At 64.2% G+C, this 23,252-nt stretch carries 19 protein-coding genes and 1 tRNA gene; 12 read left to right on the top strand and 8 right to left on the bottom strand.

Annotation, left to right across the window (positions count from 1 at the left end; all coding sequences use genetic code 11):
- Positions 1 to 109: 109 nt before the first annotated feature.
- From EDE08_RS26055 to EDE08_RS26040, 4 genes are all read left to right on the top strand, one after another.
- Positions 110 to 331 (top strand): hypothetical protein, encoded by a 222-nt coding sequence (locus EDE08_RS26055; RefSeq protein WP_007592399.1) that lies wholly within the window; start codon positions 110 to 112, stop codon positions 329 to 331.
- 12 nt (positions 332 to 343) lie between these two features.
- Positions 344 to 766, top strand: a complete 423-nt coding sequence (locus tag EDE08_RS26050; protein WP_131871396.1) for a hypothetical protein — start codon at positions 344 to 346, stop codon at positions 764 to 766.
- A gap of 387 nt (positions 767 to 1,153) precedes the next feature.
- A complete protein-coding gene (locus tag EDE08_RS26045) occupies positions 1,154 to 1,600 on the top strand; it encodes a MaoC family dehydratase (protein WP_131871397.1) in 447 nt (148 codons plus the stop codon).
- A gap of 92 nt (positions 1,601 to 1,692) precedes the next feature.
- Positions 1,693 to 2,190, top strand: a complete 498-nt coding sequence (locus tag EDE08_RS26040) for a hypothetical protein (RefSeq protein WP_131871398.1) — start codon at positions 1,693 to 1,695, stop codon at positions 2,188 to 2,190.
- Between the two features lie 51 nt (positions 2,191 to 2,241).
- Here EDE08_RS26040 and EDE08_RS26035 read toward each other — a convergent pair whose 3' ends face one another.
- Both EDE08_RS26035 and EDE08_RS26030 read right to left on the bottom strand, forming a co-directional pair.
- The gene (locus EDE08_RS26035; RefSeq protein WP_131871399.1) at positions 2,242 to 5,430 is read right to left on the bottom strand and encodes an efflux RND transporter permease subunit; all 3,189 of its coding nucleotides are present in this window, start codon (positions 5,428 to 5,430) and stop codon (positions 2,242 to 2,244) included.
- A 181-nt stretch (positions 5,431 to 5,611) separates the two neighbouring features.
- Positions 5,612 to 6,856 (bottom strand): efflux RND transporter periplasmic adaptor subunit, encoded by a 1,245-nt coding sequence (locus EDE08_RS26030; RefSeq protein WP_131871400.1) that lies wholly within the window; start codon positions 6,854 to 6,856, stop codon positions 5,612 to 5,614.
- 200 nt (positions 6,857 to 7,056) lie between these two features.
- Here EDE08_RS26030 and EDE08_RS26025 point away from each other — a divergent pair, with 200 nt between their 5' ends.
- Positions 7,057 to 7,662: a TetR/AcrR family transcriptional regulator gene (locus EDE08_RS26025; RefSeq protein ID WP_131871401.1), complete on the top strand. Its 606-nt coding sequence runs from the start codon at positions 7,057 to 7,059 to the stop codon at positions 7,660 to 7,662.
- A 189-nt stretch (positions 7,663 to 7,851) separates the two neighbouring features.
- Here EDE08_RS26025 and EDE08_RS26020 read toward each other — a convergent pair whose 3' ends face one another.
- From EDE08_RS26020 to EDE08_RS26010, 3 genes are all read right to left on the bottom strand, one after another.
- The gene (locus tag EDE08_RS26020) at positions 7,852 to 9,219 is read right to left on the bottom strand and encodes an MFS transporter (protein ID WP_131871402.1); all 1,368 of its coding nucleotides are present in this window, start codon (positions 9,217 to 9,219) and stop codon (positions 7,852 to 7,854) included.
- Positions 9,220 to 9,293: 74 nt separating this feature from the next.
- Entirely contained in the window at positions 9,294 to 10,823 is a 1,530-nt protein-coding gene (locus tag EDE08_RS26015) for an aldehyde dehydrogenase (protein WP_131871403.1), read from the bottom strand.
- Entirely contained in the window at positions 10,820 to 11,470 is a 651-nt protein-coding gene (locus tag EDE08_RS26010; RefSeq protein WP_165936173.1) for a GntR family transcriptional regulator, read from the bottom strand. The genes EDE08_RS26015 and EDE08_RS26010 overlap by 4 nt, the downstream gene beginning before the upstream one ends.
- 145 nt (positions 11,471 to 11,615) lie before the next feature.
- Between EDE08_RS26010 and EDE08_RS26005 the strand changes: the two genes are divergently transcribed.
- The 7 genes from EDE08_RS26005 to EDE08_RS25975 all read left to right on the top strand — a co-directional run bounded on the left by EDE08_RS26005 (position 11,616) and on the right by EDE08_RS25975 (position 18,118).
- On the top strand, positions 11,616 to 12,389 hold the full coding sequence (locus EDE08_RS26005) for an alpha/beta fold hydrolase (RefSeq protein WP_131871404.1): 774 nt from the start codon (positions 11,616 to 11,618) through the stop codon (positions 12,387 to 12,389).
- Between the two features lie 395 nt (positions 12,390 to 12,784).
- Complete coding sequence (locus tag EDE08_RS26000) at positions 12,785 to 14,002, top strand: multidrug effflux MFS transporter (RefSeq protein WP_131871405.1); 1,218 nt, start codon at positions 12,785 to 12,787, stop codon at positions 14,000 to 14,002.
- A gap of 14 nt (positions 14,003 to 14,016) precedes the next feature.
- Entirely contained in the window at positions 14,017 to 15,414 is a 1,398-nt protein-coding gene (gene guaD / locus EDE08_RS25995; protein ID WP_131871406.1) for a guanine deaminase, read from the top strand.
- A gap of 15 nt (positions 15,415 to 15,429) precedes the next feature.
- Positions 15,430 to 16,413: an antibiotic biosynthesis monooxygenase gene (locus EDE08_RS25990; RefSeq protein WP_131871407.1), complete on the top strand. Its 984-nt coding sequence runs from the start codon at positions 15,430 to 15,432 to the stop codon at positions 16,411 to 16,413.
- Positions 16,414 to 16,461: 48 nt separating this feature from the next.
- On the top strand, positions 16,462 to 17,364 hold the full coding sequence (gene rnz / locus EDE08_RS25985; protein ID WP_131871408.1) for a ribonuclease Z: 903 nt from the start codon (positions 16,462 to 16,464) through the stop codon (positions 17,362 to 17,364).
- A gap of 154 nt (positions 17,365 to 17,518) precedes the next feature.
- A tRNA-Gln gene (locus EDE08_RS25980) sits at positions 17,519 to 17,592 on the top strand.
- Positions 17,593 to 17,755: 163 nt separating this feature from the next.
- Complete coding sequence (locus tag EDE08_RS25975) at positions 17,756 to 18,118, top strand: DUF1428 domain-containing protein (protein WP_131871409.1); 363 nt, start codon at positions 17,756 to 17,758, stop codon at positions 18,116 to 18,118.
- 10 nt (positions 18,119 to 18,128) lie between these two features.
- On the opposite strand, the gene EDE08_RS25970 is transcribed toward EDE08_RS25975, so the two are convergent.
- From EDE08_RS25970 to EDE08_RS25960, 3 genes are all read right to left on the bottom strand, one after another.
- Positions 18,129 to 18,698, bottom strand: coding sequence for an invasion associated locus B family protein (locus tag EDE08_RS25970; protein WP_165936154.1), 570 nt, complete (start codon positions 18,696 to 18,698; stop codon positions 18,129 to 18,131).
- Positions 18,699 to 18,762: 64 nt separating this feature from the next.
- Entirely contained in the window at positions 18,763 to 21,909 is a 3,147-nt protein-coding gene (locus EDE08_RS25965) for a multidrug efflux RND transporter permease subunit (protein ID WP_131871410.1), read from the bottom strand.
- Positions 21,906 to 23,072: an efflux RND transporter periplasmic adaptor subunit gene (locus EDE08_RS25960; protein ID WP_131871411.1), complete on the bottom strand. Its 1,167-nt coding sequence runs from the start codon at positions 23,070 to 23,072 to the stop codon at positions 21,906 to 21,908. The genes EDE08_RS25965 and EDE08_RS25960 overlap by 4 nt, the downstream gene beginning before the upstream one ends.
- Positions 23,073 to 23,252 lie beyond the last annotated feature (180 nt).

Below are 23,252 nucleotides of genomic sequence, written 5' to 3'. Positions count from 1 at the left end.
CTGCTCAGCAAGGAGTGATGCGCCGGCGCGAGAAAGTTGTTGCCAACTGGAACTGACGGCACGACGTTTGCTTTGATCGAGTTCAGGGCTGGGCATGAGGAGACTCAACATGGCTACCCAGATCGTGATGGACCAAACTGGCGATACGCGCCACGAGTTTGATCCTGGCAATGCCGAGGCGCTGGCGCGAGCCGAACGGCGCTTTCGGGAGCTGACCGGAGCCGGCTTCACCGCCGCTCTTCGAACCGGGCCCGGCGAAGTTACCCGGATCCGATCGTTCGACCCGACCGCGCAGGAAACGTTGTTCTATCCCCGCCTGGTCGGCGGTTGATCTGAGCTGCCCATGATCGCGGCAGTTTGGCTCCGCGCGCCGGCGCGTGCGCGTCTGCATGCGCTGCGTGAACTCTACCGCCGCTTCTTCGGCGAGAACACGCCGGACGCGCGTGGCCGCCGGCTGCTGGCCGAATGGCTGTCGCCGGCGCAGCGCGTTCAGTTCGAACAGCACCGGTATTTCGACGTCGTCGGCTGCGATACCGGCAGAACCTATCGCATCCACTACGGCACGGCCGCCAATGTGCACGAGATCGACGGCGAAGGGCGCGCCACGATGGGTTGGTGCTTCGTTCCGTCAGGCTTCCTGGTGCCAGGCGACGTGATGCTGGCGCAGAAGATCGCGCTCGAGACGGACGAGAGGGGAGCGCTTGCGCTCGCCAACCGGTTTCCGCCGGCGACGCATTCCGAGCATTTCTACCGGCGGCCCTTCTAGTGCCGGGAAAGCCGCGACGTCAGTAATGCGTGGAGCGGTAGGCGTCCAGCGCATGCGCCGCGAAGACGCCGATGCTGCAAAGGGCGAGCAGGGCTGAGATCAGCTCGATCATAGCTCGTCCTCCCGTAACGGCTGGGCGACGAGGTTCTGGCAGCAGGAGTATTCGTAGATCAGGTCGAGGATGAATTGCATGGTGGCCGTCCCTGTATTTATTTTGACAACCACTTAACCGACGATCTGTTTCAGGCGTGTTTCGTCGCATCGGGAAAGGGGTTTCGCGCGGAACCCGGCGCTGGTTTACGCGGTGCGAGCCCGCTATATCCCGTCATTGCCCAAGCCCTTTAGGCCGCCTCTTCGCGGCGGCGCATCATACTGCGAGGCAAAATCATGGCGCAGGTCGAGTGGTTCGACGATCTCACCGTCGGAATGCGGTTCAACTCCCCCGAAGTTGTGGTCACCGAGGCCGACATCAAGCGCTTCGCCGCCGAGTTCGATCCGCAGCCGATGCATCTCGATCACGAGGCCGCCAAGACGACCCTGTTCAAGGGGCTCGCCGCCTCAGGATGGCACACCGCCGCGATCGCCATGAACCTCGCGATCCAGACCCGCCCGTTCGGCCCGCATCCGCTGATTGGCGCCGGTGTCGACGGCCTGCGCTGGACGATGCCGGTGCGCCCCGACGACCGGCTGCATCTGGTCGGCGAAGTCATGAGCCTGACGCCGTCCAAGTCGAAGCCGCAGGGCATAGCGCTGGTGAAATGGACCATGTTCAACCAGAACGGCGAGGAGGTTTACACCTTTACTCCGATCGCGATCGTGCCGCGGCAGGGGTAGGGCACAGCCGCGTTCTGTGCGGCCACTGAAATCCTTGCGAGCCGCCGACAGAGATGATCATCTCAGCACGGGGCAGCGCGCTGGAGGCCGACATGAATCGATTCAGTCGCGGCGCTGCATTGCTTGCAGGCATCTTGAGCGCCGGCCCTTCCCTTGCGCAACAATCCAAAGTCGGCGACTGGACCATCGAGAGGCGCGCGCAGGACACGCATTGCAATGCGAGCCGCGGCTACAAGGACAAGGATGACGAGAACCGCGACTACGTCATCGTGATCACCTATTCCGATCAGGCGATCGTGATCGTGATGATCTACGATGGTTGGGAATGGGATAGGGCCGGCGAGGTCCTCCGGGCCGACCTCGGCACCGATGACGCCGACATCATGAAGAAGGCCAAGTGGGAGGTCATGGACAAGACCACCGTGCGCGGCATCTTCGTCTACGACCAATCGATCATGGATCGGCTCGCGAAGGCCAAGCGCCTTACGCTCGATTTCGAAGACGACGAGGACGACAGCATCGAGATGCAGATCCCGCGTGCCGGCGAGGCGCTGGCGGCGCTGAAATTCTGCGAAGAGAACCGGAAATGATCGATCCGGTCTTGTTGGTCCCGCCGGGGGCGTGCCGCGGCGGGACGCGGTTCACTCGGCGGGCCCCTGGACCGGCGCCGCGCTGATGTCGCTGCCGTGGTGGATCAGCGGCTTCATGCCGGTGACGGTTCTGAGCAGCACATAGAACACCGGCGTCAGGAACAAGCCGAACACCGTGACGCCGATCATGCCGGAGAACACGGCAACGCCCATGGCTCGCCGCATTTCCGAACCGGCGCCGGTCGAGAGCACCAAAGGCAGGACGCCCATGATGAACGCCATCGACGTCATCAGGATCGGACGCAGCCGCAGCCGGCTCGCCTCGATCGCGGCCCGGATCGGCGTGCGGCCGGCGAATTCGAGCTCCCGCGCGAATTCGACGATCAGGATCGCGTTCTTGGCGGAGAGACCGACCAGCACGATCAAGCCGATCTGGGTGAAGACGTTGTTGTCGCCCTTGGAGATCCAGACGCCGAACATCGCCGCCAGGAGGCCCATCGGCACGATCATGATGATCGAGAGCGGCAGGGTCAGGCTCTCGTAGAGAGCGGCCAGCACCAGGAACACCAACAGGATCGCCAGCGGGAACACCCAGATGCCGGAATTGCCGGCGATGAACTCCTGATAGGTCAGGTCGGTCCATTCGAAGGCAAAGCCTGGCGGCAGCACCTCTGCGGCGATCCGCGTCGCCGCCTCCTGCGCCTGGCCTGATGAAAAGCCGGGCGCGGCCGCCGCGTTGATGTCCGAGGACAGGAATCCGTTGTAGCGGATCGCGCGCTCCGGACCTGCGCTCTGGCGGATCGTGAGCAGCGCGGACAACGGCACCATGTCGCCCGAGGACGAGCGCACCTTCAACTGCCTGATGTCGTCGGCGCGCGCGCGGAACGGCGCGTCGGCTTGGACCCGGACGGAATAGGTGCGGCCGAACTTGTTGAAGTCGTTGACGTAATAGGAGCCCAGGTAAATCTGGAGCGTGTTGAACACCTCCGTCACGGGTACGCCAAGCTGAAGCGCCTTGGTGCGGTCGATGTCGGCGAACAGCTGGGGCACGTTGACCTGGAAGCTCGAGAACACGCCGGCGATCTCAGGCGCCTTCTGCATCGCAGCCATGAATGCGTTGGTCGCTTCGTTCAAGGCGTCATAGCCGAGACCGGCGCGGTCCTCGATCTGCAGCTTGAAGCCGCCGATGGTGCCGAGGCCGTTGACCGGCGGCGGCGGGAACATGGCGATGAAGGCTTCCTGGATGCCCGCGTACTTCTTGTTCAGCTCGGCCGCGATGGCGGGACCGCTGAGCGAGGGATCCTTGCGTTCGTCGAACGGCTTCAGCGTCGAGAACACGATGCCGGCGTTGGACGAGTTGGTGAAGCCGGAGATCGACAGCCCCGGGAATGCCACCGAGCTCTCGACGCCGGGCTGGGTCAGCGCGATGTCGCTCATCTTGCGGATGACTTCTTCGGTCCGGTCGAGCGCCGCGCCATCGGGCAGGCGGGCGAAGCCGACGAGGTACTGCTTGTCCTGTCCGGGCACGAATCCACCAGGCACCTGCTGGAACAAGAGGGCGGTGATGCCGACGAGGACCACGTAGAGACCCATCACGGCGGCCTTGCCCGAGATCACCTTGCCAACGCTGCCGCTGTAGCTCTCGGAAGAGCGCGTGAAGGCCTTGTTGAAGCCGCGGAAGAACCAGCCGAGGCTCTTTTCCATGACCAGCGTCAACTTGTCCTTCGGCTCGTTATGGCCCTTGAGCAGCAGCGCCGACAGCGCCGGTGACAGCGTCAGCGAGTTGACGGCCGAGATCACGGTCGAGATCGCGATCGTCAGCGCGAACTGTTTGTAGAACTGCCCGGTGAGGCCGGAGATGAAGGCCAGCGGCACGAACACCGCGATCAGCACCATGGCGATCGCGATGATCGGACCCGACACCTCGCGCATCGCCTGGTACGTTGCATCCCGCGGCGACAGCCCGCCCTCGATGTTGCGCTCGACATTCTCGACCACGACGATGGCGTCGTCGACGACGATGCCGATCGCGAGCACCAGGCCGAACAGGCTCAGCGCGTTGATGGAGAAGCCGAACACGTGCATCACCGCGAACGTGCCGACGATCGACACCGGCACGGCCAGGAGCGGGATGATCGAGGCGCGCCAGGTCTGGAGGAACAGGATCACCACCAGAACGACGAGGGCGATGGCCTCCAGCAGCGTGTGGATGACGGCTTCGATCGAGGAGCGCACGAACTGGGTGGGGTCGTAGACGATCTGGTAGGACACGCCCTCGGGCATGTTCTTCTTGATCTCGGCCATGGTGGCGCGAACGTTGTCGGAAATCTGCAGCGCGTTGGAGCCGGGCGCCTGGAAGATCGGGATCGCCACCGCCTGCTTGTTGTCGAGCAGCGAGCGCAGGCCGTATTCGGAGGCGCCAAGCTCGACGCGCGCGACGTCACGCAAGCGTACGACCTCGCCGCGCGCGCCGGTTTTGACCACGATGTCGCCGAACTGCTCCTCGTTCGCGAGCCGGCCTTCCGCATTGATCGACAATTGCAGGTCGATCCCCTTGACGTTCGGGGAGGAGCCGACCACGCCGGCGGCGGCCTCGACGTTCTGCGCCTGGATCGCGCGCACGATGTCGCTCGCGGTCAGGCCGTGCTCGGCGGCCTTCTGAGGATCGACCCAGACCCGCATCGAATAGTCGCCGGCACCATAAAGCTGGACGTCGCCGACGCCATCGATCCGCGCGAGGCGGTCCTTGACGTTGAGCACGGCGTAGTTGCGCAAGTAAGTCATGTCGTACCGGCCGTTCGGCGACAGCAGGTGCACGACCATGGTGAGGTCGGGAGACGACTTCTTGGTGATGATGCCGAGCTGGCGCACCACGGCCGGCAGGCGCGGCTCGGCCTGCTGCACGCGGTTCTGCACCAGCTGCGTCGCCTTGTCGGGGTCGGTGCCGAGCCGGAACGTCACCGTCAGCGTCATCGCGCCGTCGGTGGTCGCCTGGCTCGACATGTAGAGCATGTTCTCGACGCCGTTGATCTGCTCCTCGATCGGGGTTGCCACCGTCTCCGCGATCACCTTGGGATTGGCGCCGGGATAGGTCGCGCGCACCACGACCGAGGGCGGCACCACGTCCGGGTATTCCGAGATCGGCATCGCGAACAGCGAGATCAGGCCGGCGAGGAAGATCAGCACCGACAGCACGCCGGCGAAGATCGGACGGTCGATGAAAAACTTCGAGAGATTCATTGGCTTTTGCCCCTGGGCAATATCTTCCCTGTCTCCGACCGCTTCACCGTCATTCCGGGGCGCGCGCATCGCGCGCGAACCCGGAATCCAGAGGTGAGATGATCGGAGCTTCGTAGTCTCGAGATTCTCAGGTGCGCAATTGCGCACCGGAGTTCACGTCTGTGTCGCGCCCCGGAATGACTTAGCGTTGCACCACGTCCTGGCTGCCGTGGTTGGAGGCCGCTTGCCGCCCGCGCGCACCCATCGCCGCGACCTCCGTCTTGAGCAGGGCACCGGGACGCACACGCTGTAGCCCGTTCACGACGATGCGGTCGCCGGACTTCAGACCCGAGGTGACGATGCGAAGCCCGTCGACGGTGCCGCCGAGCGTGACGGGCCGGTAGACGGCGCGGTTGTCGTCGCCGACCGCCATCACGAACTTCTTGTCCTGGTCGGTGCCGATCGCGCGCTCGTCGATCATCACCAGTGCCTGCTGCTTCGGCTGGCCCATGCGCACGCGGGCGAACTGGCCGGGGATGAGGCGCCCGTCCTCGTTGTGGAAGACAGCGCGGACACGGATGGTGCCGCTCTGTCCGTTGACCTGGTTGTCGATGAGCTGGATGTGGCCCTTCGCGGACAGGTCGCCCGACGTGGTCATCTCGACCGGGATCTGGTCGAGCTCGCCGCGCCTGCCGGAGGCATCCGCGATCGAGTTCAGCGCGCGCAGCACGACCTCTTCATCCGCATCGAACGAGGCGTAGATCGGATTGATCGAGACCAGCGAAGTCAAGACCGGGGACGCGGTGCCGGCGGCGACGAGATTGCCGACCGTGACCTCGATCTTGCCGACGCGGCCGTCCACGGGGGCGCGCACCTCGGTGTAGTCGAGATTGAGCTTTGCGGTCTGGAGCGTCGCCTCGGCCGCCTTCACATTGGCGATGGCTTCGCGGTTGGCGTTGTCGCGCTGGTCATAGTCGCGGCGCGTCACCACGGCGTTGCCGACGAGCTGCGCACCGCGCTCGAGCTCGCTCTGGGTGAAGACGACGCGCGCTTTCGCAGCTTCGAGCTGGGCTGCAGCCTTGTCGACCTCGGCCGCATAAGGGGCGGGATCAATCTTGAACAGCACGTCGCCCGCCTTCACCAGCGCCCCTTCGGTGAAATTCGCCGACAGAATCGCACCCGCAACGCGCGGACGGAGCTCGACGCGGTGGATGGCCTCCAGCCGGCCGGAGAAATCGTCCCACAGCACGGTCTGCCGTGGCTCGATCATCGCGACGGTGACGGAAACGGCCTGTTCGGCCGCGGCGGCCGGTGCCGTCGCTTGCGCCGCGTGAAAATAGCGGCCGGTCGCAATCGAGCCGACCGCGGCGAGGGCGCCCACGATGGCAACGCCGCCAAGAAGGCGGCGGAAACGGCCGGTGCGAGAGGTGTTTTGGGAGGGGGGCATTTGCGCGCTCCAGATATGTAGTGTTCACTACAGATGTGGAGCTGGATACCGCAGTGCAAGATACTTATGTACCATTCACTAAGAAAATTGTAGCGGCATACCGCAAGAATTGGAAGGCCCTGGGAAAGTAGAATTAGAACAAATAGTTAGGAATCGACGTTAAGCCTTCTGCAGAACGCGAATTCCGAGGAGACAGGCACATGGGCATGGGACGCCCCCGCGAATTCGACGCCGAACTGGCGTTGGACCAGGCGATGGAAGTGTTTTGGCGCCATGGTTATGAGGGCGCGACAATTGCCCAGCTCACCGAGGCCATGGGCATCAACCCGCCCAGTCTCTACGCCTGCTTCGGCAACAAGGAGGGCCTGCTGAAGGCTGCGCTCGACCGCTACACCAAGCTGCGCAACATCTGGATGGACGAGGTGGTGGCAGCACCCACCGCCCGCGCCGTTGCCGAGCGGATGTTGATGGGCATCGCCGACAAGCAGACTGATCCTGCCAATCCGCCCGGCTGCCTCCTGGTGCAAGGCGGCATCGCCTGCGGCAGCGGTTCCGAGAACGTCCCTTTCGAATTGGCCGCGCGCCGCGCCCAGAACGAGGACCAGCTCCGCGACCGTTTCATTCGCGCCAAGGCCGAAGGTGATCTCAAGCCAACATCCGACCCCGCCGCGCTCGCGCGTTATGTCTCGGCCGTCTCCGTCGGCATGGGCGTGATGGCGTCCTCGGGCGCGGACCGCGAAGCGCTGCGGCAGGTCGCGAGTGTCGCGGTGCAGGCGGTGGAGGCGCAATCGGCCGACAAGACGTAGCTATCTCGCAGATCTGCCCATCGGTCGGGGTGGCAAGTTTACCTGCGCCCCTGTCCTTCGCGACGCACGCCTACGGAGGGCCCTGAGGATGAGGTGGCGCTATGTAGCCAGATGTCAGACCCTCATGGTGAGGAGCCCGCCGTAAGCGGGCGTCTCGAACCATGCAGGCCGCGCTCGTCCGGCGGCCTCTCAGGACGCTTCCTTGAGGACCGGCGCGGCAGCCTCTTCGGCCTTGAGCTCTTCGAGACTGCGATGTCGGGGCTCGATACCGAGTACCCAGACCGTGACGATCTGCACCACGAGCAAGCCGATCATCAGGGCCATCACGCCTGCCATGCCGCGCGACTCGAACAGCGACACGACCAGGAACGGCGTGACGATCGTGGCGCCGCACCCCAGCGTATTGACGATGCCCGACGCACGCAGCCGGACCTCGGTCGGAAACAGCTCCGGAATGTAGATGCCGAACAGGAGTGCGACCAGGATGTAAATCGGCACCGTCAGCGCGAAGCCCACGGCCGGCAGCAGGATCGGATCCGAGATCATGGGATAGAGCATGCCCAGCGCCACCGAGATCAGCGATGCGCCGATGATCGTCGGCTTGCGGCCCCAGCGGTCGGCGGTCAATGCACCGATGGCCGCGCCGATCGGCGCGCCAAGCGCCATCAGCAGCGAATAGCCGAACGATGTCGCGACCGACAGGCCCTGCTTGACGAAGAACACGGGCAGCCAGGTCACGAAGCCATAGAGCAGGGTGTTGATCGTGATCAGGCAGATGGCGCCGACGATCATCCGCGACAGCAAGGGCGCAGTGAACAACGTGCCGAGATCGGGAGCGACCGGAGCGGGTGTCGCGGGCGCCGGCGCAGGCAAGGGCTGTCCTTGCGCCGCTTCCTTCTCGATCGCCTGCATCAGCGCTTCCGCCTCGGCGGTGCGTCCCACGGCTTCGAGCCAGCGCGGGGATTCCGGCAGCGACTTGCGCATGTACCAGACGACGAGCGCGCCGATGCCGCCGAGCACGAACATCGAGCGCCAGCCGAACTGCGGAACGAGCACGGATGCGATCAAAAGTGCCGCCGGCAGGCCCGTCACGACGCATACGGCGGTGAGGCCGAGCCATTTGCCGCGGGTGCGGGCGGGCACGAACTCCGTCATCGTCGAATAGCCGACGACGTTTTCGGCTCCGAGGCCGACGCCCATCACGAAGCGGCAGGCGATCAGGAAGGCCATGTTCGGCGCGAATGCCGCGGCAAGGGAAGCGATGCCGAAAAGGAGCAGATTGAACTGATAGGTGAAGCGGCGCCCATGGCGGTCGCCGAGGAAGCCGGTGCCGAACGACCCCAGCATCATGCCGACGAACGTCGCGGAGATGAAGGCCGCGTTCTGAGCGAGCGTCGAAAAGCCTGACTTCAGCGTGACGCTGAGCACCGTCCCGGCAATGTAGATGTCGAAACCGTCGAAGAACATTCCGATGCCGATCAGCAGCATGATGCGGCGGTGGAATGGACCGATCGGCAGCCGATCGAGACGGCTGCCCGCGTTTACCGATGTCGACATTGACGCTCTCCCTTGACTGTCATTCTGGTTGATGCGGCCCGCCTTCTATGGGCGGTCGGCCGGGTGCGGTTCTGCTAGTTCAGCCGCTTCTGATTGGCCGTGTCGCGATACCAGTCGAACGGCTGCTCGTGGGTCGCGACCATCACGCTCTTGGTGTTGAAATGGTCGTTGAAGCTTTCGGCGCCGCATTCGCGGCCGATGCCGGAATCGTCGACGCCGCCCCAGGGCGAGGCCGGGTCGAGCCGGTGATGATCGTTGATCCAGACGATGCCGGCCTTGACCGCGGCGGCGACACGGTGAGCGCGGGCGACGTCGCGGGTACGGATCGCTGCGGCAAGGCCGAACGGCGAGTCGTTGGCGAGCCGGAGCGCATCGGCCTCGTCCTTGAACGGCGTCACCGAGGTGAAGGGACCGAACACTTCCTCCTGGAAGATGCGCATGTCGGATTTGACGTCGGCGAACACCGTCGGCTCGACGAAATAGCCGTTGTCGTGGCCCGGTACCTTCGCGGCGACACCGCCGGTGAGGAGACGCGCACCGTCGGCGTGACCATAGCCCGCATAGGCGAGAACGCGGTCGCGCTGCTTGGCCGAGATCACGGGGCCCATCTGGGTGCCGGGATCGAAGGGATCGCCGACGCGGATCGTGCGGGTCTTGGCCTGCAGCTTCTCCACGAACTCGTCGTAGATCGAGGCCTGGACGATGTGGCGCGAGGCGCAGACGCAGGTCTGTCCGGCGCCGATGAATGCGCCGAACGCGGCATAGTTGACGGCGCGGTCCACGTCGAAATCGTCGAACACCATCACCGGCGTCTTGCCGCCGAGTTCCATGGTCTGATGCGCGAACACCTTTGCGGCCGCGCTGCCGGCGATGCGGCCGGCCTCCGTGCCGCCGGTCAGGACCAGCTTGTTGATGTCGCCGTGTTCGGCCAGCATCTTGCCGGTGGTGGGGCCGAGGCCGAGCACGATATTGAAGACGCCGGGCGGCAGGCCTGCTTCCGTGAAGATCTGCGCGAGCTTCAGGGTCGTGAGCGGCGTGTATTCGGACGGCTTCACCACGGTGACGCACCCGGTTGCCAGCACCACGGCGAGCGACTTGCACAGGATCATCAGGGGGTGATTGAACGGGGTGCAATTGGCGACGATGCCGATGGGGGTGCGGAGCGTGTAGTTCAGATAGGCGCCTTCGACGGGGATCACGGAGTCACGGCGCGACAAAGCGAGGCCGGCGAAGTAGCGGAAGAAATCGGGAAGGCGGGAGAGCTGGGCGCGGGTCTCGTTGACCGGGCGGCCGTTGTTGAGAGTCTCAAGCCGATACAGGCTGTCGAGATTGGCCTCGAACGCATCGGCGAGCTTGTTGACCAGCCTGGCCCTGGCGCGGGTGTCCATGCCGCCCCAGGCCTTGCCTTCGAAGGCTGCACGCGCGCTCTTCATCGCGCGGTCGATGTCTTCGGCGGTTGAATTGGGAATGCGGGCAATGACATCGCCGGTCGCGGGATTGCGGACGTCCAGCATCGCGCCGTCTCCGGCTTCGACTTCCCGTCCATCGATGAAATTGCCGTGGGTTTCGACGTCGATCGACGCGGGCTTCGAGGGAACGTTCATGATGACCTCTCTTCGACGATGACGGCGTTGCGCTTGAGCGCCGGCAGAACGCGTTTTTCGGTGTCCCCGATGTGGGCCTTGATGATGCGCGCCGCGGTGCGCGTTTCGCGCTGCTGCATGGCGTCGATCAGTGCGACGTGCTCTGCGACGAGCTTTGCGGGGTCGTGGCCCTTCAGGTTGGAAATGCTGACACGGACCAGCCGGTCGGCCTGGCCGATCAGGTCGCACAGCGCCGTTGCCATGCGGCGATTGCCGGAGGCATGGGCCAGCGCAGTGTGGAAGCCGCGATTGTAGGCGATGAAGTCCTCGTGATTGCCCGAGAAGCGGCGGAATTCGTCGAGCGATTTCAAGACGCTGTCGGATGCGCTTTCGATCGCCTCTGCGACGCAGGCCGGCTCCAGTGCGAGTCGGAAGCGCAGGAGGTCGCGGGCATCGGAAAGCGAGATCGGCGTCACTCGGTAGCCCTGGCGCGGCTGCACCGTCACGAGGTGCTCGCGCTGGAGCCGCAGAAGCGCATCGCGAACCGGCTGCCGGCTCACCGAATAGCGCTCGGCAAGGTCTTGCTCGCGCATTTCATTGCCCGGCGTAAGCCTGCAAGATAAAATATCAGCTCTGAGAAGATCGTAGATATTTTCGCGCAAAAGCATAATTCTTTGGACCTCGTTGGCCATAATCTGACAATCCTGATATTTCACGTCAAGAGCCAAATGCTTGAATTCCCTGACAGTTGATTTATCAATCAAGGGCCTCCGCGGCATGCCAGCCACCGACGAAGCTAGGGAAAGACCGAATATGGACAGGCTTCTTGCCAACGGGACCGTCAACGCCGCGCAGGCGGGCGAGGGACCTCCGCTGTTTCTTTTCCATTCGCTGCTATCGGATCGGGCCAGCTTCGATGCGATCGTGCCGGAGCTTGCGGGATCGTTTCAGACCATCGCGCCGGAGCTGCCCGGGTTCGGCCGTTCACGCACGGTCGAGGGCGGACTTGCTGCTGTCGCGGACCGGATGGCAGAGGCTGTGCGGGATGCCGCGGGCGGCGCGCCGTCGATCGTGCTCGGCAATGGCTATGGCGGCTTCGTCGCCCTGCAGATGGCGATCCGGCATCCGGAGATCGCCAGCCGGCTTGTTCTCGCTGATTGCGGCGCGGCCTTTTCGGAGCCCGGACGCGAGGCATTTCGCAACATGGCAAAGGTGTCTCGGGCAAAGGGGCTGGAGGCCATCACCGATATCGCGATGCGGCGCCTGTTCGCGCCCGAGTTTCAGGAGCGGCACCCCGACCTGATGCAGGATCGTCGCGCCGCATTTCTGCGGACGGATCCCGACGTGTTTCGTGCCGCATGCGAGGCATTGGCAGGCCTCGACCTCCGCACCGAGCTTGCCGCAGTGAATGTGCCGGTGCTCGTCCTGGTCGGCGAGCACGATGAAGCGACGCCTCCGCCGATGTCGCACGAACTGGCTGCTGGGTTGCCGCACGCTGAGCTCAAGATCATTCCAGGATGCGCGCACGTGCCGCAGCTCCAAGCGCCGCGGCAGTTTCTCGGAGCTCTCGAGGGGTTCTTGCTCTGACCTTCGCCCGGCCAGCGCCGGCCGCGTATCGGAAGCAGCGATGCCTTCCGAGCGGTTAATGGCGTCGGTGCAACGACGAACTCGCAATTGGCGATGTTGTAATTCTGCGCCTGTTTTGCCCGACGAGTCAAACCTTCGTGCCGACAGGGCAAGAGTCGCGGCGGACGAAATTCTTCAGTGATTTCTACTTTGCATGGGGTTGTTTTCGCGTTTTTTGTCGGCGCGCTCCGCGGCCACGACATCAGCCGTCAGATTCCGTATCGCGACGGGACCTCCTAAGAGTTTCTACACACAGTTGTGGCAGCTTCCCGCGCGTCAATATCCGCAACCTGCGTCGACGCCTCTCATTGCGCGCACGAAAAGACGGGATCCGCGGGCATCGAGGGGCGTTAGTCATGACTGCACTTGCTTCCGACGCTGGTCGCGCGAAGGGTGGGATCGTGCCGATCCTGCTGTGCGTCGTGCCGTTCAGCCAGATTCCGCTCGATGCCTATACGCCCGGCCTGCCGCAGATGGTGGTGGATCTCGCCGCCGACGCGGCGTCGATGCAGAACACCGTCACCGCCTACATGCTCGGCATGAGTCTCGCGCTGGTGCCGGTCGGCATCGCCTCCGATACGCTCGGCCGCCGCAACGTCCTGCTCGCAGGGCTCTCGGTGCTGATCGCGATGAGCATCGCCTGCGCGCTGGCGACCAGCGCCTCGCTGCTGCTTGGCTTGCGCTTCCTGCAAGGCATCGGTGGCTGCACCTGTCTCGTCGTCGCCTATGCGGTCGCCGCCGATTGCTTCCGCGGCCGTGAGCTCACTGCGATCGCGGGTCTGCTTGGAGCCGCGTGGGGATTGGCGCCCGTGCTTGCGCCGGCAGCCGGCGGCTTCATCGTCGAGCTGACGTCCTGGCGCGGTGTCTTCGTGGTCATTGCGATCGCCGCGGCGATCGTTGCCACGATCGTCGTATTTCTTCTGCCTGAAACGTTGCCAGCGGAACGGCGTGCGCCGTTCGATCCGCGCCGCACTGCCGGTATCTTGCGCGAGGCGCTCGTTCGTCGAGGCTTCCTGGCTTTCGTGCTGGTCTTTGCCGCTGCCGCCAGCGCGCAACTGGCGTTCGGCGTCGTCGCGCCGTTCTTCTACCAGACTGGTCTTGGCTATTCGGCGGCCATCTACGGCCTCGTCGCGCTCGGCCTTGGCGGGGTCAATCTCGCCGGCGAACTGGGCTGCGCGCATTTCGCGCGCTTCGTGCCGGCCCGCGTGATGGGCTTCGGCGCCTTCGCGCTATTCCTCGCCGGCGCCGCCGTCCTGACCGTAACAGGCATGACGCTGGGCCTCGATTTTGCGTCGATCACGATCGGCGGCGCGCTGGTGCTCGGCGGCTGCGGCGTGCTGTGTCCGATGATGTACGGCATGGCGCTCGGCCTGTTCGAAAGCGACCACGGCCTGATCGGCGGCCTGATCAGCGCGCTCTGCTATCTCGCGGTGAGCGGCGCCATGGCGATCGCGGCCGTGCTGCCTGAAGCAACGCAGGCGCCGCTCGGATGGCTGTATCTCGGCCTCTGCGCCGTCGCCGGAACGTTGCTCGCGATCTCGCTGCCATCGGCGCGCCACACGACACAGGCTTGAGGGAGGAACCAATCATGACCACCGTTGCCATTCGAGGCACGTTCTTCGACTTCGTCGACGATCCCTGGAAGCACGTCGGCGACGAGCAGGCCGCGGCGCGCTTTCACCAGGATGGCCTCATGGTCGTCACCGACGGCGTGATCAAGGCGTTCGGCCCTTATGACAAGATTTCCGCCGCGCATCCGGGCGTCGAGATCGCCCATATCAAGGACCGCATCATCGTCCCGGGCTTCATCGACGGCCACATCCATCTGCCGCAGACCCGCGTGCTGGGGGCTTATGGCGAGCAGTTGCTGCCGTGGCTACAGAAGTGGGTCTATCCGGAAGAGCTCAAATACCGGGATCGCAACTACGCGCGCGAGGGCGTGAAGCGTTTCCTCGATGCGCTGCTCGCTTCCGGCACCACCACCTGCCAGGCCTTCACGAGCTCCTCGCCCGTTTCAACCGAGGAATTGTTCGAGGAAGCCGCCCGCCGCAACATGCGCGTCATCGCGGGCCTCACCGGGATCGATCGCAACGCGCCAGCCGATTTCATCGATACTCCCGACAATTTCTATCGCGACAGCAAACGGCTGATTGCGCAGTACCACAACAAGGGCCGCAACCTCTACGCCATCACGCCGCGCTTTGCCTTCGGTGCCTCGCCGGAATTGCTGAGAGCGTGCCAGCGCCTCAAGCACGAGCACCCGGATTGCTGGGTCAACACCCACATTTCCGAGAACCCGGCCGAATGCAGCGGCGTGCTGGTCGAGCATCCGGACTGTCAGGACTATCTCGGCGTCTACGAGAAGTTCGACCTGGTCGGTCCAAAGTTCTCTGGCGGCCATGGCGTCTATCTCTCGAACAATGAATTCCGCCGCATGTCGAAGAAGGGCGCCGCGGTGGTGTTCTGCCCGTGCTCGAACCTGTTTCTCGGCAGCGGCCTGTTCCGGCTCGGCCGCGCCACCGATCCGGAGCATCGCGTCAAGATGTCGTTCGGCACCGACGTCGGCGGCGGCAACCGCTTCTCGATGATCTCCGTGCTCGACGACGCCTACAAGGTCGGCATGTGCAACAACACGCTGCTCGACGGCAGCATCGATCCGACGCGGAAGGACCTTGCCGAGGCCGAGCGCAACAAGCTCTCGCCCTATCGGGGCTTCTGGTCGATCACGCTCGGCGGCGCCGAAGGTCTCTACCTCGACGACAAGCTCGGCAATTTCGAGCCCGGCAAGGAAGCCGATTTCGTCGCGCTCGATCCGAACGGCGGACAGGCCGCGCAAGCGTGGCATCAGTCGCTGATTGCCGATGGCGGGAGCCCGCGCACGATGGACGAGGCCGCGAGCATGCTGTTTGCCGTCATGATGGTCGGCGACGATCGCTGCGTCGACGAGACCTGGGTGATGGGCAAGCGTCTCTACAAGAAGAGCTGAAGCGGACGGCTGCCAATGAGCGCAACTCCTGACGCGGCCGGTCAACCGGTCGCCCTCGTCATCCAACGCCGCATTGCCGACGATGGCTTTGCTGCGTTCGCACGCTGGAACGGCGAGGTCGGCGAGGTGCTCAAGGCTTGGCCCGGCTTTCTCGGCCAAGAGGTCGTGCCGCCGCGACCGCCAGCGCATGTGGACTGGGTGACGATACTGCGTTTCTCCAGCCCCTCCGCAGCACGCGCCTGGCTCCAGAGCGATGTGCGGGCACGACTCATCGCGGAAGTGCAGCGCTTCTTCGTCGGTTCGGAGGACGTCCATATCCTGCCCGACACCGGCGTTCAGCGTGACAGCGCGGTCTCGGCCGTCATCTCGTTCAAAGTCCCCGATGGGCTCGAGGATGCGTTCCTGAAATGGCAGCAGCGCATCCAGGCGACGGAGGCCGAGTTCAAGGGTTTCCTGCGCCACAAGATCGAGCGGCCGATTCCGGGCCTGCACGACGAATGGATCATCATCCTGTCGTTCGACTCTGATGCCACTCTCAATGCTTGGCTCGACTCGCCGTTGCGGCAGACGCTGCTGAAGGAGGGCGAGCGCTTCAATGCCGGCATGAACGTGAAGCGGGCGAGCTACGGCTTCAATTTCTGGTTCCCGGCCGGTAAGACGCAGGCTCCGGAACAAAGTCCGGGGCTGATCTGGAAGAGCAATCTCATCGTCCTGCTGGTGCTCTATCCCGTGGTCTACCTCTGGGGCTATTTCATCAGCCGGCCGCTGATCGACAGTCATGGCGTGCCGGTCTGGCTATCGCTGTTCGTCGGCAATCTCGTCAGCACCCAGCTGCTCGGCTGGTGGCTGGTGCCCGCCGCCTTCAGGGCGCTCGACTGGTGGGTGACGCCGAAGGCGACGATCAGTCGCCAGTTCGCGGGCTACGCGCTGCTCGCCGCGCTCTACGTCGCATCGATGGCGCTGTACGCGCTGCTGCTCGCGTGGCATTGGGGGCGGTGAGGCCGGCCGGACGGGCGGCCTCAACCACCTTCTGGGCTAGTGACGACCATGTTCGCCCTGACATTTCTCGGGACCTCCGCCAGCGTTCCCTCGGCCGAGCGCAACCATCCCGCGCTCCTCGTGGAGGCCGCAGGCAAGCGTGTCCTGGTCGATTGCGGTGAGGGCACGCAGCGCCAGTTGTTGTGCAGCGGCGCCGGCTTTCGGCGGCTCGACCGCATGTTGCTGACGCACGCGCATCTCGATCACATGCTCGGCATCCCCGGCCTGTTCTCGACGCTGGGCTTGCGGCAGACTTCCGACGTGATGACAATTCACGGCGGGGAAGGAACGCTCGACATCGTCATCCGAATGCTCGCAGGCCTGTGGGGCGCGGGCAGGGCGCCGATCCCGGTCGAGTTCGCGCCGCTGACCGCAGGACAGGTCGTCGACGCCGGTGAATTCACCATCGACTGTTTTCCGGTTCGCCATCGCGACACCGACAGTTTTGGTTTCGTCTTCCAAAGCCCCGCGCGCCGTCGTCTTCGGCCTGATCGGCTCATGGCGCTTGGTGTCCCCGACGGTCCCTTGCGCGGCGAATTGGCCGCGGGTCGCCCGGTCGTGCTTGCCGACCGAACCGTCGACCCGGATGACGTCCTCGGCCCGCCGAGCGGCGGCAGGAAGCTCGTCGTGATCGGCGACACCGAGACCACCGAAGGGCTGTCGCAATACGTTGCCGACGCCGACATGCTGGTGATCGAGGCGACGTTCCTCGATCGCGACGCGCCGACCGCGCGGAGCTACGGTCATCTCACCGCGGCTGAAGCGGCTTCCTTTGCCGCCATCAACAACGTCGGCCAGCTCGTGTTGACCCATATGTCGGGCCGCTACGAAGACGAGGAGATCCTCGCCGAGGCGGCAAGGATCTTCCCGAACACCCGGATCGCGGCGGACTTCGACCGCATCGTCGTCTGATCAAACGGGCTTTGAGCCGATCATCATGCAGCGCTTGCCAGCCCAGATACGAGCGGGTAGAACGCTGCCACGCCTGAGCCGTGATTTGCGCGCTGCGCTTCCCGGCCCTAGTCGAGCAAATCGGCAAGCCCTTGAATTTGTTCGGCTATTCCGTTGGGGAATGGTGTAACGGTAGCACAACAGACTCTGACTCTGTTTGTCTTGGTTCGAATCCAGGTTCCCCAGCCAGTCTCGGCGCTCTTCGACGGCATGTTTCAAAGGTTCGGGCGTAGACGCCAGGTTCACCGCGCCTTCACGCGCGGCGGTTTGCCTCACCTGGTATTCGCGTGTCCAAGTCGGATCGCGGCGTGCTCCATCGTCCTAGGGCTGGACAACCCAAGGAGATCCGCAAATGCCGTATGTCGATGGTTTCGTTCTCGCCGTGCCGAAGGCCAATATCGAGGCCTACAAGGCGATGGCGACGACCGCCTGCGCCATCTGGATGGAGCACGGCGCGCTCGATTATGTCGAATGCATCGGCGACGACGTTCCCTATGGCGAACTGACCTCGTTTCCGCGCGCGGTGATGGCGAAGGAGGACGAGATCTTGGTGTTCGCCTGGATCGTCTACCGGGACCGGGAGAGCCGCGATGCCATCAACAAGAAGGTGATGGCCGATCCCCGGTTGAAAATGGAGGGCATGCCGTTCGACGGCAAGCGCATGATCTATGGCGGCTTCACGACGCTGCTCCGGGCGAGCGACGTCGTGACGTGAGGTGGAGCGGCTACTTGATCTTGTCGTAAGCGGCCGAGAAATCGCCCAGCGGCATCGGGATCGCGATCGTCTCCTTGGCCATGTTCTGGAAGGAGACCTTCAGCTGCTTGCCTGACCGCAAGGCGGCGAGCAGGTCCGGCGTGACAGGGGTCGAGGCGTAGCAGCCGCGGTTCTCGCAGGTCTGGATCTGGAGATCGACCGTCTTGCCCTCGTCGACCTGGAGCTTGGCGCCGATGGGAAGGTTGAGGCCAAGCGGCAATTGCAGCAGCGCCACCGGCGTGCGGGTGTCGGGCGCGATGCGGATGTTGACGAGGAGCACGGTCTGGCCGGTCTTGGTCAGCACCGCGTTCTGCTCCATCGCGCATTCGAGCGGCGCATCGCGGCTGGCGCTGGTGCAGCGGACGACCCAGCCGGACTGCCCGGGAGTGCCGTCCGACTGTGATTGCGTCGGGGCAGGCGAAGGCTGTGTGGCCGGGGCAGGGGGCGCGGTGTTCCTCTTGACGCCCTGCTGGGCATGCGCAGCGCCAATTGACAATAAGACAGCTGCGGCAAGGGTGACAAGTCTGGATTGCATGAGCATGGCGAAACTGCGCTGGCGTGAAACAGGCGCCTCGCTGTAGCGTCGCGGAAGCCGCAGCGCAAGCTTACTCGGCTGCTTCCTTGACGCTGCCGTGCTCGGGGGCCTCGTCGCCTTCGCCGTCGCCCGAACGGCCCCAAGTGGCGAACCAGTTGTTGAGCTTGTCGAGATAGAGATAAACCACCGGCGTGGTGAACAGCGTCAGCGCCTGGCTGACGATCAGGCCGCCGACCATGGCGTAGCCGAGCGGCTGACGGATCTCGGCGCCGGTGCCGTGACCGAGCATCAAGGGCACGCCGCCCAGAAGCGCGGCCATCGTCGTCATCATGATCGGACGGAAACGCAACAACGCGGCCTGCCGGATCGATTCCTCCGGCGTCTTGTGCTCGTCGCGTTCGGCGGCAATCGCGAAGTCGACCATCATGATGCCGTTCTTCTTGACGATGCCGATCAAGAGAATGATGCCGATAAGCGCGATCAGGCTGAAGTCGAAACCCGCCGCCATCAGGATTGCGAGCGCGCCGACGCCGGCCGAGGGCAGCGTCGACAGGATCGTGATCGGGTGGATGTAGCTCTCGTAGAGAATGCCGAGGATCAGGTAGACCACGACGAGGGCGGCGAGGATCAAGAGCGGCACGGTGCCGAGCGACTGCTGGAACGCCTGCGCGGTGCCCTGGAAGCTGGAGTTCAGCGTCGGCGGTGCGCCGAGATCGGCCATTGCCCGCTGCACCGCCTCCGTGGCCTGGCCGAGCGCCACGCCTTGCGCCAGGTTGAAGCTGATCGTGATCGATGGGAACTGGCCTTGATGGCTGATCGAGAGCGGACGGACCGGGTCGGTGGTCCAGGTTGCGAAGGTCGACAGCGGCACCTGGTCGCCGGTCAATGGCGATTTCAGATAAAGCTTATTCAAGCTGTCGAGATTGCCCTGCATCTCCGGCAGGATTTCGAGAATGACCTTGTAGGTGTTGAGCTGGGTGAAATACTGCGTGACCTGCCGCTGTCCGAAGGCGTCATAGAGCGTGTCGTCGATCAGCTGCGGCTGGATTCCGTAGCGGGCGGCGGTGTCGCGGTTGATCTTGAGCTGCACCGTTGTGCCCTGGGTCTGCTGGTCGGTCGCGACGTCGCGCAGCTCCGGCAGGGTCTGCATTTTGGCGAGGATCTTGGGTGCCCATTCGTTGAGCTCGTCAAGATTGGCGTCCTGCAGCGTGAATTCGAACTGCGTGCGCGTCGGCCGGCCGCCGAGCCGCACGTCCTGGGCCGCCTGCATGTAAAGCCGGGCGCCCTCAACCTTGTCGAACTGCGGACGCAGCCGCGCGATGATCTGCTGAGCAGAGGCCTCGCGCTCGTTGCGTGGCTTCAAGGTGATGTACAGGGCGCCGTTGTTGCCGGCTCGGCCGCTGCCGCCGATCACGCTGGCAACAGCGGCAACGTCCGGATCGGACAGGACGATCCTGCCGAGCGCCTCCTGCTTCGTCCGCATCTCCTTGAACGAAATATCCTGCGAGGCCTCCGAGGTCGCGGTGATCAGTCCATTATCCTGCTGCGGGAAGAAGCCCTTGGGGATCAGAATGAAGAGGTAGACCGACAGCGCGAGTGTCATGAAGAATACGGCAAGCGTGGTGCGCTTCCAGTTCAGCGCGATGTCGAGCACGTATTCGTAACCGCGCAATAGCGCGTCGAATCCGCGTTCGCTCCACTGGAAAATCCGGCCGTGCTTGACCTCGCCATGCGCGCGCAGGAAGCGCGAGGCCATCATGGGCGTCAGCGTGAGGGAGACGAACATCGACACGAATATCGTCATCGCCAGCACGACCGCGAATTCGCGGAACAGTCGTCCGATGATGCCGCCCATCAACAGGAGCGGGATCAGCACCGCGACCAGCGAGATGCTGATCGAGACGATCGTGAACCCGATTTCCTTCGCGCCCCGGTAGGCTGCGGCCATCGGCGATTCACCCTGCTCGACATAGCGCGAGATGTTTTCGAGCATGACGATGGCATCGTCGACGACAAATCCAACCGCGATTGTCAGGGCCATCAATGAGAGATTGTCGAGCGTATAGCCCGCAACCCACATCATGGCGCAGGCGCCGAGCAGGGCGAGCGGCACGGTCACGGCCGGGATTACCGTCGCCCAAAAGCTGCGCAGGAAGATGAAGATCACCATCACCACGAGGAAGACAGTGAGGAGCAGGGTGAACTGGACGTCATCCACCGCAGCGCGGATCGTTTGCGTACGATCGCTCATCAGCTCGATCTTGATGGCGTTCGGGATTGCCGCAACCAGGCGCGGCAACGTTGCCTTGATGCGGTCGACAGTCTCGATGACGTTGGCGCCGGGCTGCTTGAACACGACGAGGAACACGCCGCGCTTCCCGTTGGCCCAGGCGGCCTGCTTTGCGTCCTCGGGGCCTCTGATCGCCTGCCCGATGTCGCGGATCCTCAGTGGTCCGCCGTTGCGGTAGGCGATGATGACGTCGTTCCAGTCCTTGGCGTCCGTCAACTGGTCGTTGGCGTAAATCGTATAGGCGCGCCGCTCCCCGTCGATGTTGCCCTTGGGGCTGTCGACCGTGGTGATTGCGATCTGGCTGCGCACGTCCTCCAGCGATAGCCCCTTGGCGACGAGCTTGGCCGGATCGATTTGGACGCGGATGGCCGGCTTCTGCTGACCGCCGATGAAGACCTGTGCGACGCCCGAGATCTGGCTGATCTGCTGGGCAAGCTGGGCGTCCACGGAGTCGCTGACCGTGGTGAGCGGGAGCGTGTCCGACGTCGCGGACAGAATCAGGATTGGCGCGTCCGCCGGGTTGACCTTGCGATAGGTCGGCGGCGAGGGCAGGTTCTTCGGCAGTTGACCGCCTGCGGCGTTGATTGCGCCCTGCACGTCGTTGGCAGCAGCGTCGATGTTGCGGTTGAGGTCGAACTGGATGGTGATCGACGCCGTGCCCAGATAGCTCGTCGAGGTCATCTGAGCGATGCCGGGGATCTGGGCGAACTGCCGCTCCAGCGGCTGCGCCACCGACGAGGCCATCGTCTCGGGGCTGCCGCCGGGCAGGTTGGCGGTGATCTGGATGGTCGGAAAGTCCACCTGCGGCAGCGGCGCAACCGGAAGCAGCGGATAGGCGACGAGACCGACGAAGAGGATCCCCGCCATCAGCAGCGAGGTGCCGATGGGATAACGGATGAAAGGTGCCGAAATCCCGCCTTCGGTCATTCCTGTCGTACCTTGCTCTGGGCCGGATCGGAGCTTGCCACTGCCGTCGACACGAGGCTTCCGGGCTGGACCTTGAACTGGCCGCCGACGATCACCTGCTGGCCCGGGCTCAAGCCTTCCTCGATGACCGAACGTCCGTCGATGCCATAGCTGACCTTGACCTTGTGAACCTCGGCCTTGTTGTCCTGATTGACCGTATAGGCGTAGAGGCCGTTGGTGGAATGCTGGACCGCGTCATCAGGAACAACGGTGGCATCCTTCAGCGTCCGCACCAGGAGCCGCGTGGAAACCGACTGTCCCGGCCACAGCGCGTGGTCCTTGTTGTCGAACACCGCCTTGAGACGGATCGTTCCGCTGGTCGTGTCGACCTGGTTGTTGATGACCGCGAGCTTGCCCTCGGCCAGCGTCTTCTTGCCGTCGGTCGTGAAGGCGATCACCTTCAGCGCGCCGGCCTTCTGGCCTTCGCTGATATAGGGGAGCTGGTCTTCCGGAGCGGTGAAGATCACGGTGATCGGTTCGACCTGCGATATCGTGACGATGCCCGTCTGGGTCGAGGCGTTGACGATGTTGCCGATGTCGACCTGGCGGAGCCCTGCGACCCCGGTGATCGGTGCCTTGATCTGCGTGTAGTCGAGCTGGGTCTGGGCGTTGGCGATCGCGGCCTCGTCGGCGGCGATCTGCGCGGTGAGTTGGGCGACCGTGGAGCGTTGGGTATCCACCCGCTGTGTTGTTGCGAATTCGCCGAGCTTCACGGCGCGCTGAAGCTCTAGATTGGCGTTGGCGAGGTTTGCCTCGTCCTGCGCCTTCTTGGCCTTGGCCTGGTCAAGCGCGGCTTGATAAGGCCGGGGATCGATCGAGACCAGAAGGTCGCCCTGCTGGACGATCTGGCCCTCTCTGAACTCGAGCCTGATGATCTGGCCGTCGACCCGGCTGCGAACCTGGACGGTGTTGAAGCCCTGGACCGTGCCGAGACCGGTCAGGTAGACCGGGAAGTCGGTCTTCTGGACCGGCGCGACGCTGACGGGAATAGCGGACGGGCGGGGCGCCGCCTTTTGCGCTGTCTGGGTCTGTCCGGCCGAGCCAAATCTCTGCCATCCATAGTAACCTGCGGAGGCCACGGCCGCGATGATCAAAATCCAGAGGATCGGCCGGGACTTTTTCATGTCGTCTCGTGTCGGCTCTCGTGCCCTACGCTTACGAAATATGGGGCCAATGATACGGTTCCAGCGCGCTTGTATAATACACGCCAAGTTCCAGTGTAAACAGCACTATCAGTTCGGAAACCTAAACAATTGGAAAGCTTTGCACCCCCTGGGCAGTGCTCTGGCGCCGCGCTGTGCAGA

Origin of the sequence: Bradyrhizobium sp. R2.2-H (assembly GCF_004346455.1) — a bacterium.
Classification (GTDB): domain Bacteria; phylum Pseudomonadota; class Alphaproteobacteria; order Rhizobiales; family Xanthobacteraceae; genus Bradyrhizobium; species Bradyrhizobium diversitatis.
This window is presented reverse-complemented; position numbering and strand designations above follow the sequence as displayed.

What these genes read in the sequence shown, in the direction of transcription:
- EDE08_RS25970 (WP_165936154.1), bottom strand. Translation starts at nt 18,698, where the DNA reads ATGCTCATGCAATCCAGACTTGTCACCCTTGCCGCAGCTGTCTTATTG.
- EDE08_RS26015 (WP_131871403.1), bottom strand. Translation starts at nt 10,823, where the DNA reads ATGAACGTTCCCTCGAAGCCCGCGTCGATCGACGTCGAAACCCACGGC.
- EDE08_RS25975 (WP_131871409.1), top strand. Translation starts at nt 17,756, where the DNA reads ATGCCGTATGTCGATGGTTTCGTTCTCGCCGTGCCGAAGGCCAATATC.
- EDE08_RS25990 (WP_131871407.1), top strand. Translation starts at nt 15,430, where the DNA reads ATGAGCGCAACTCCTGACGCGGCCGGTCAACCGGTCGCCCTCGTCATC.
- EDE08_RS26020 (WP_131871402.1), bottom strand. Translation starts at nt 9,219, where the DNA reads ATGTCGACATCGGTAAACGCGGGCAGCCGTCTCGATCGGCTGCCGATC.
- EDE08_RS25965 (WP_131871410.1), bottom strand. Translation starts at nt 21,909, where the DNA reads ATGACCGAAGGCGGGATTTCGGCACCTTTCATCCGTTATCCCATCGGC.
- EDE08_RS26010 (WP_165936173.1), bottom strand. Translation starts at nt 11,470, where the DNA reads ATGCTTTTGCGCGAAAATATCTACGATCTTCTCAGAGCTGATATTTTA.
- EDE08_RS25960 (WP_131871411.1), bottom strand. Translation starts at nt 23,072, where the DNA reads ATGAAAAAGTCCCGGCCGATCCTCTGGATTTTGATCATCGCGGCCGTG.
- EDE08_RS26055 (WP_007592399.1), top strand. Translation starts at nt 110, where the DNA reads ATGGCTACCCAGATCGTGATGGACCAAACTGGCGATACGCGCCACGAG.
- EDE08_RS26040 (WP_131871398.1), top strand. Translation starts at nt 1,693, where the DNA reads ATGAATCGATTCAGTCGCGGCGCTGCATTGCTTGCAGGCATCTTGAGC.
- EDE08_RS26035 (WP_131871399.1), bottom strand. Translation starts at nt 5,430, where the DNA reads ATGAATCTCTCGAAGTTTTTCATCGACCGTCCGATCTTCGCCGGCGTG.
- EDE08_RS26030 (WP_131871400.1), bottom strand. Translation starts at nt 6,856, where the DNA reads ATGCCCCCCTCCCAAAACACCTCTCGCACCGGCCGTTTCCGCCGCCTT.
- EDE08_RS26000 (WP_131871405.1), top strand. Translation starts at nt 12,785, where the DNA reads ATGACTGCACTTGCTTCCGACGCTGGTCGCGCGAAGGGTGGGATCGTG.
- guaD (WP_131871406.1), top strand. Translation starts at nt 14,017, where the DNA reads ATGACCACCGTTGCCATTCGAGGCACGTTCTTCGACTTCGTCGACGAT.
- EDE08_RS26025 (WP_131871401.1), top strand. Translation starts at nt 7,057, where the DNA reads ATGGGCATGGGACGCCCCCGCGAATTCGACGCCGAACTGGCGTTGGAC.
- rnz (WP_131871408.1), top strand. Translation starts at nt 16,462, where the DNA reads ATGTTCGCCCTGACATTTCTCGGGACCTCCGCCAGCGTTCCCTCGGCC.
- EDE08_RS26005 (WP_131871404.1), top strand. Translation starts at nt 11,616, where the DNA reads ATGGACAGGCTTCTTGCCAACGGGACCGTCAACGCCGCGCAGGCGGGC.
- EDE08_RS26045 (WP_131871397.1), top strand. Translation starts at nt 1,154, where the DNA reads ATGGCGCAGGTCGAGTGGTTCGACGATCTCACCGTCGGAATGCGGTTC.
- EDE08_RS26050 (WP_131871396.1), top strand. Translation starts at nt 344, where the DNA reads ATGATCGCGGCAGTTTGGCTCCGCGCGCCGGCGCGTGCGCGTCTGCAT.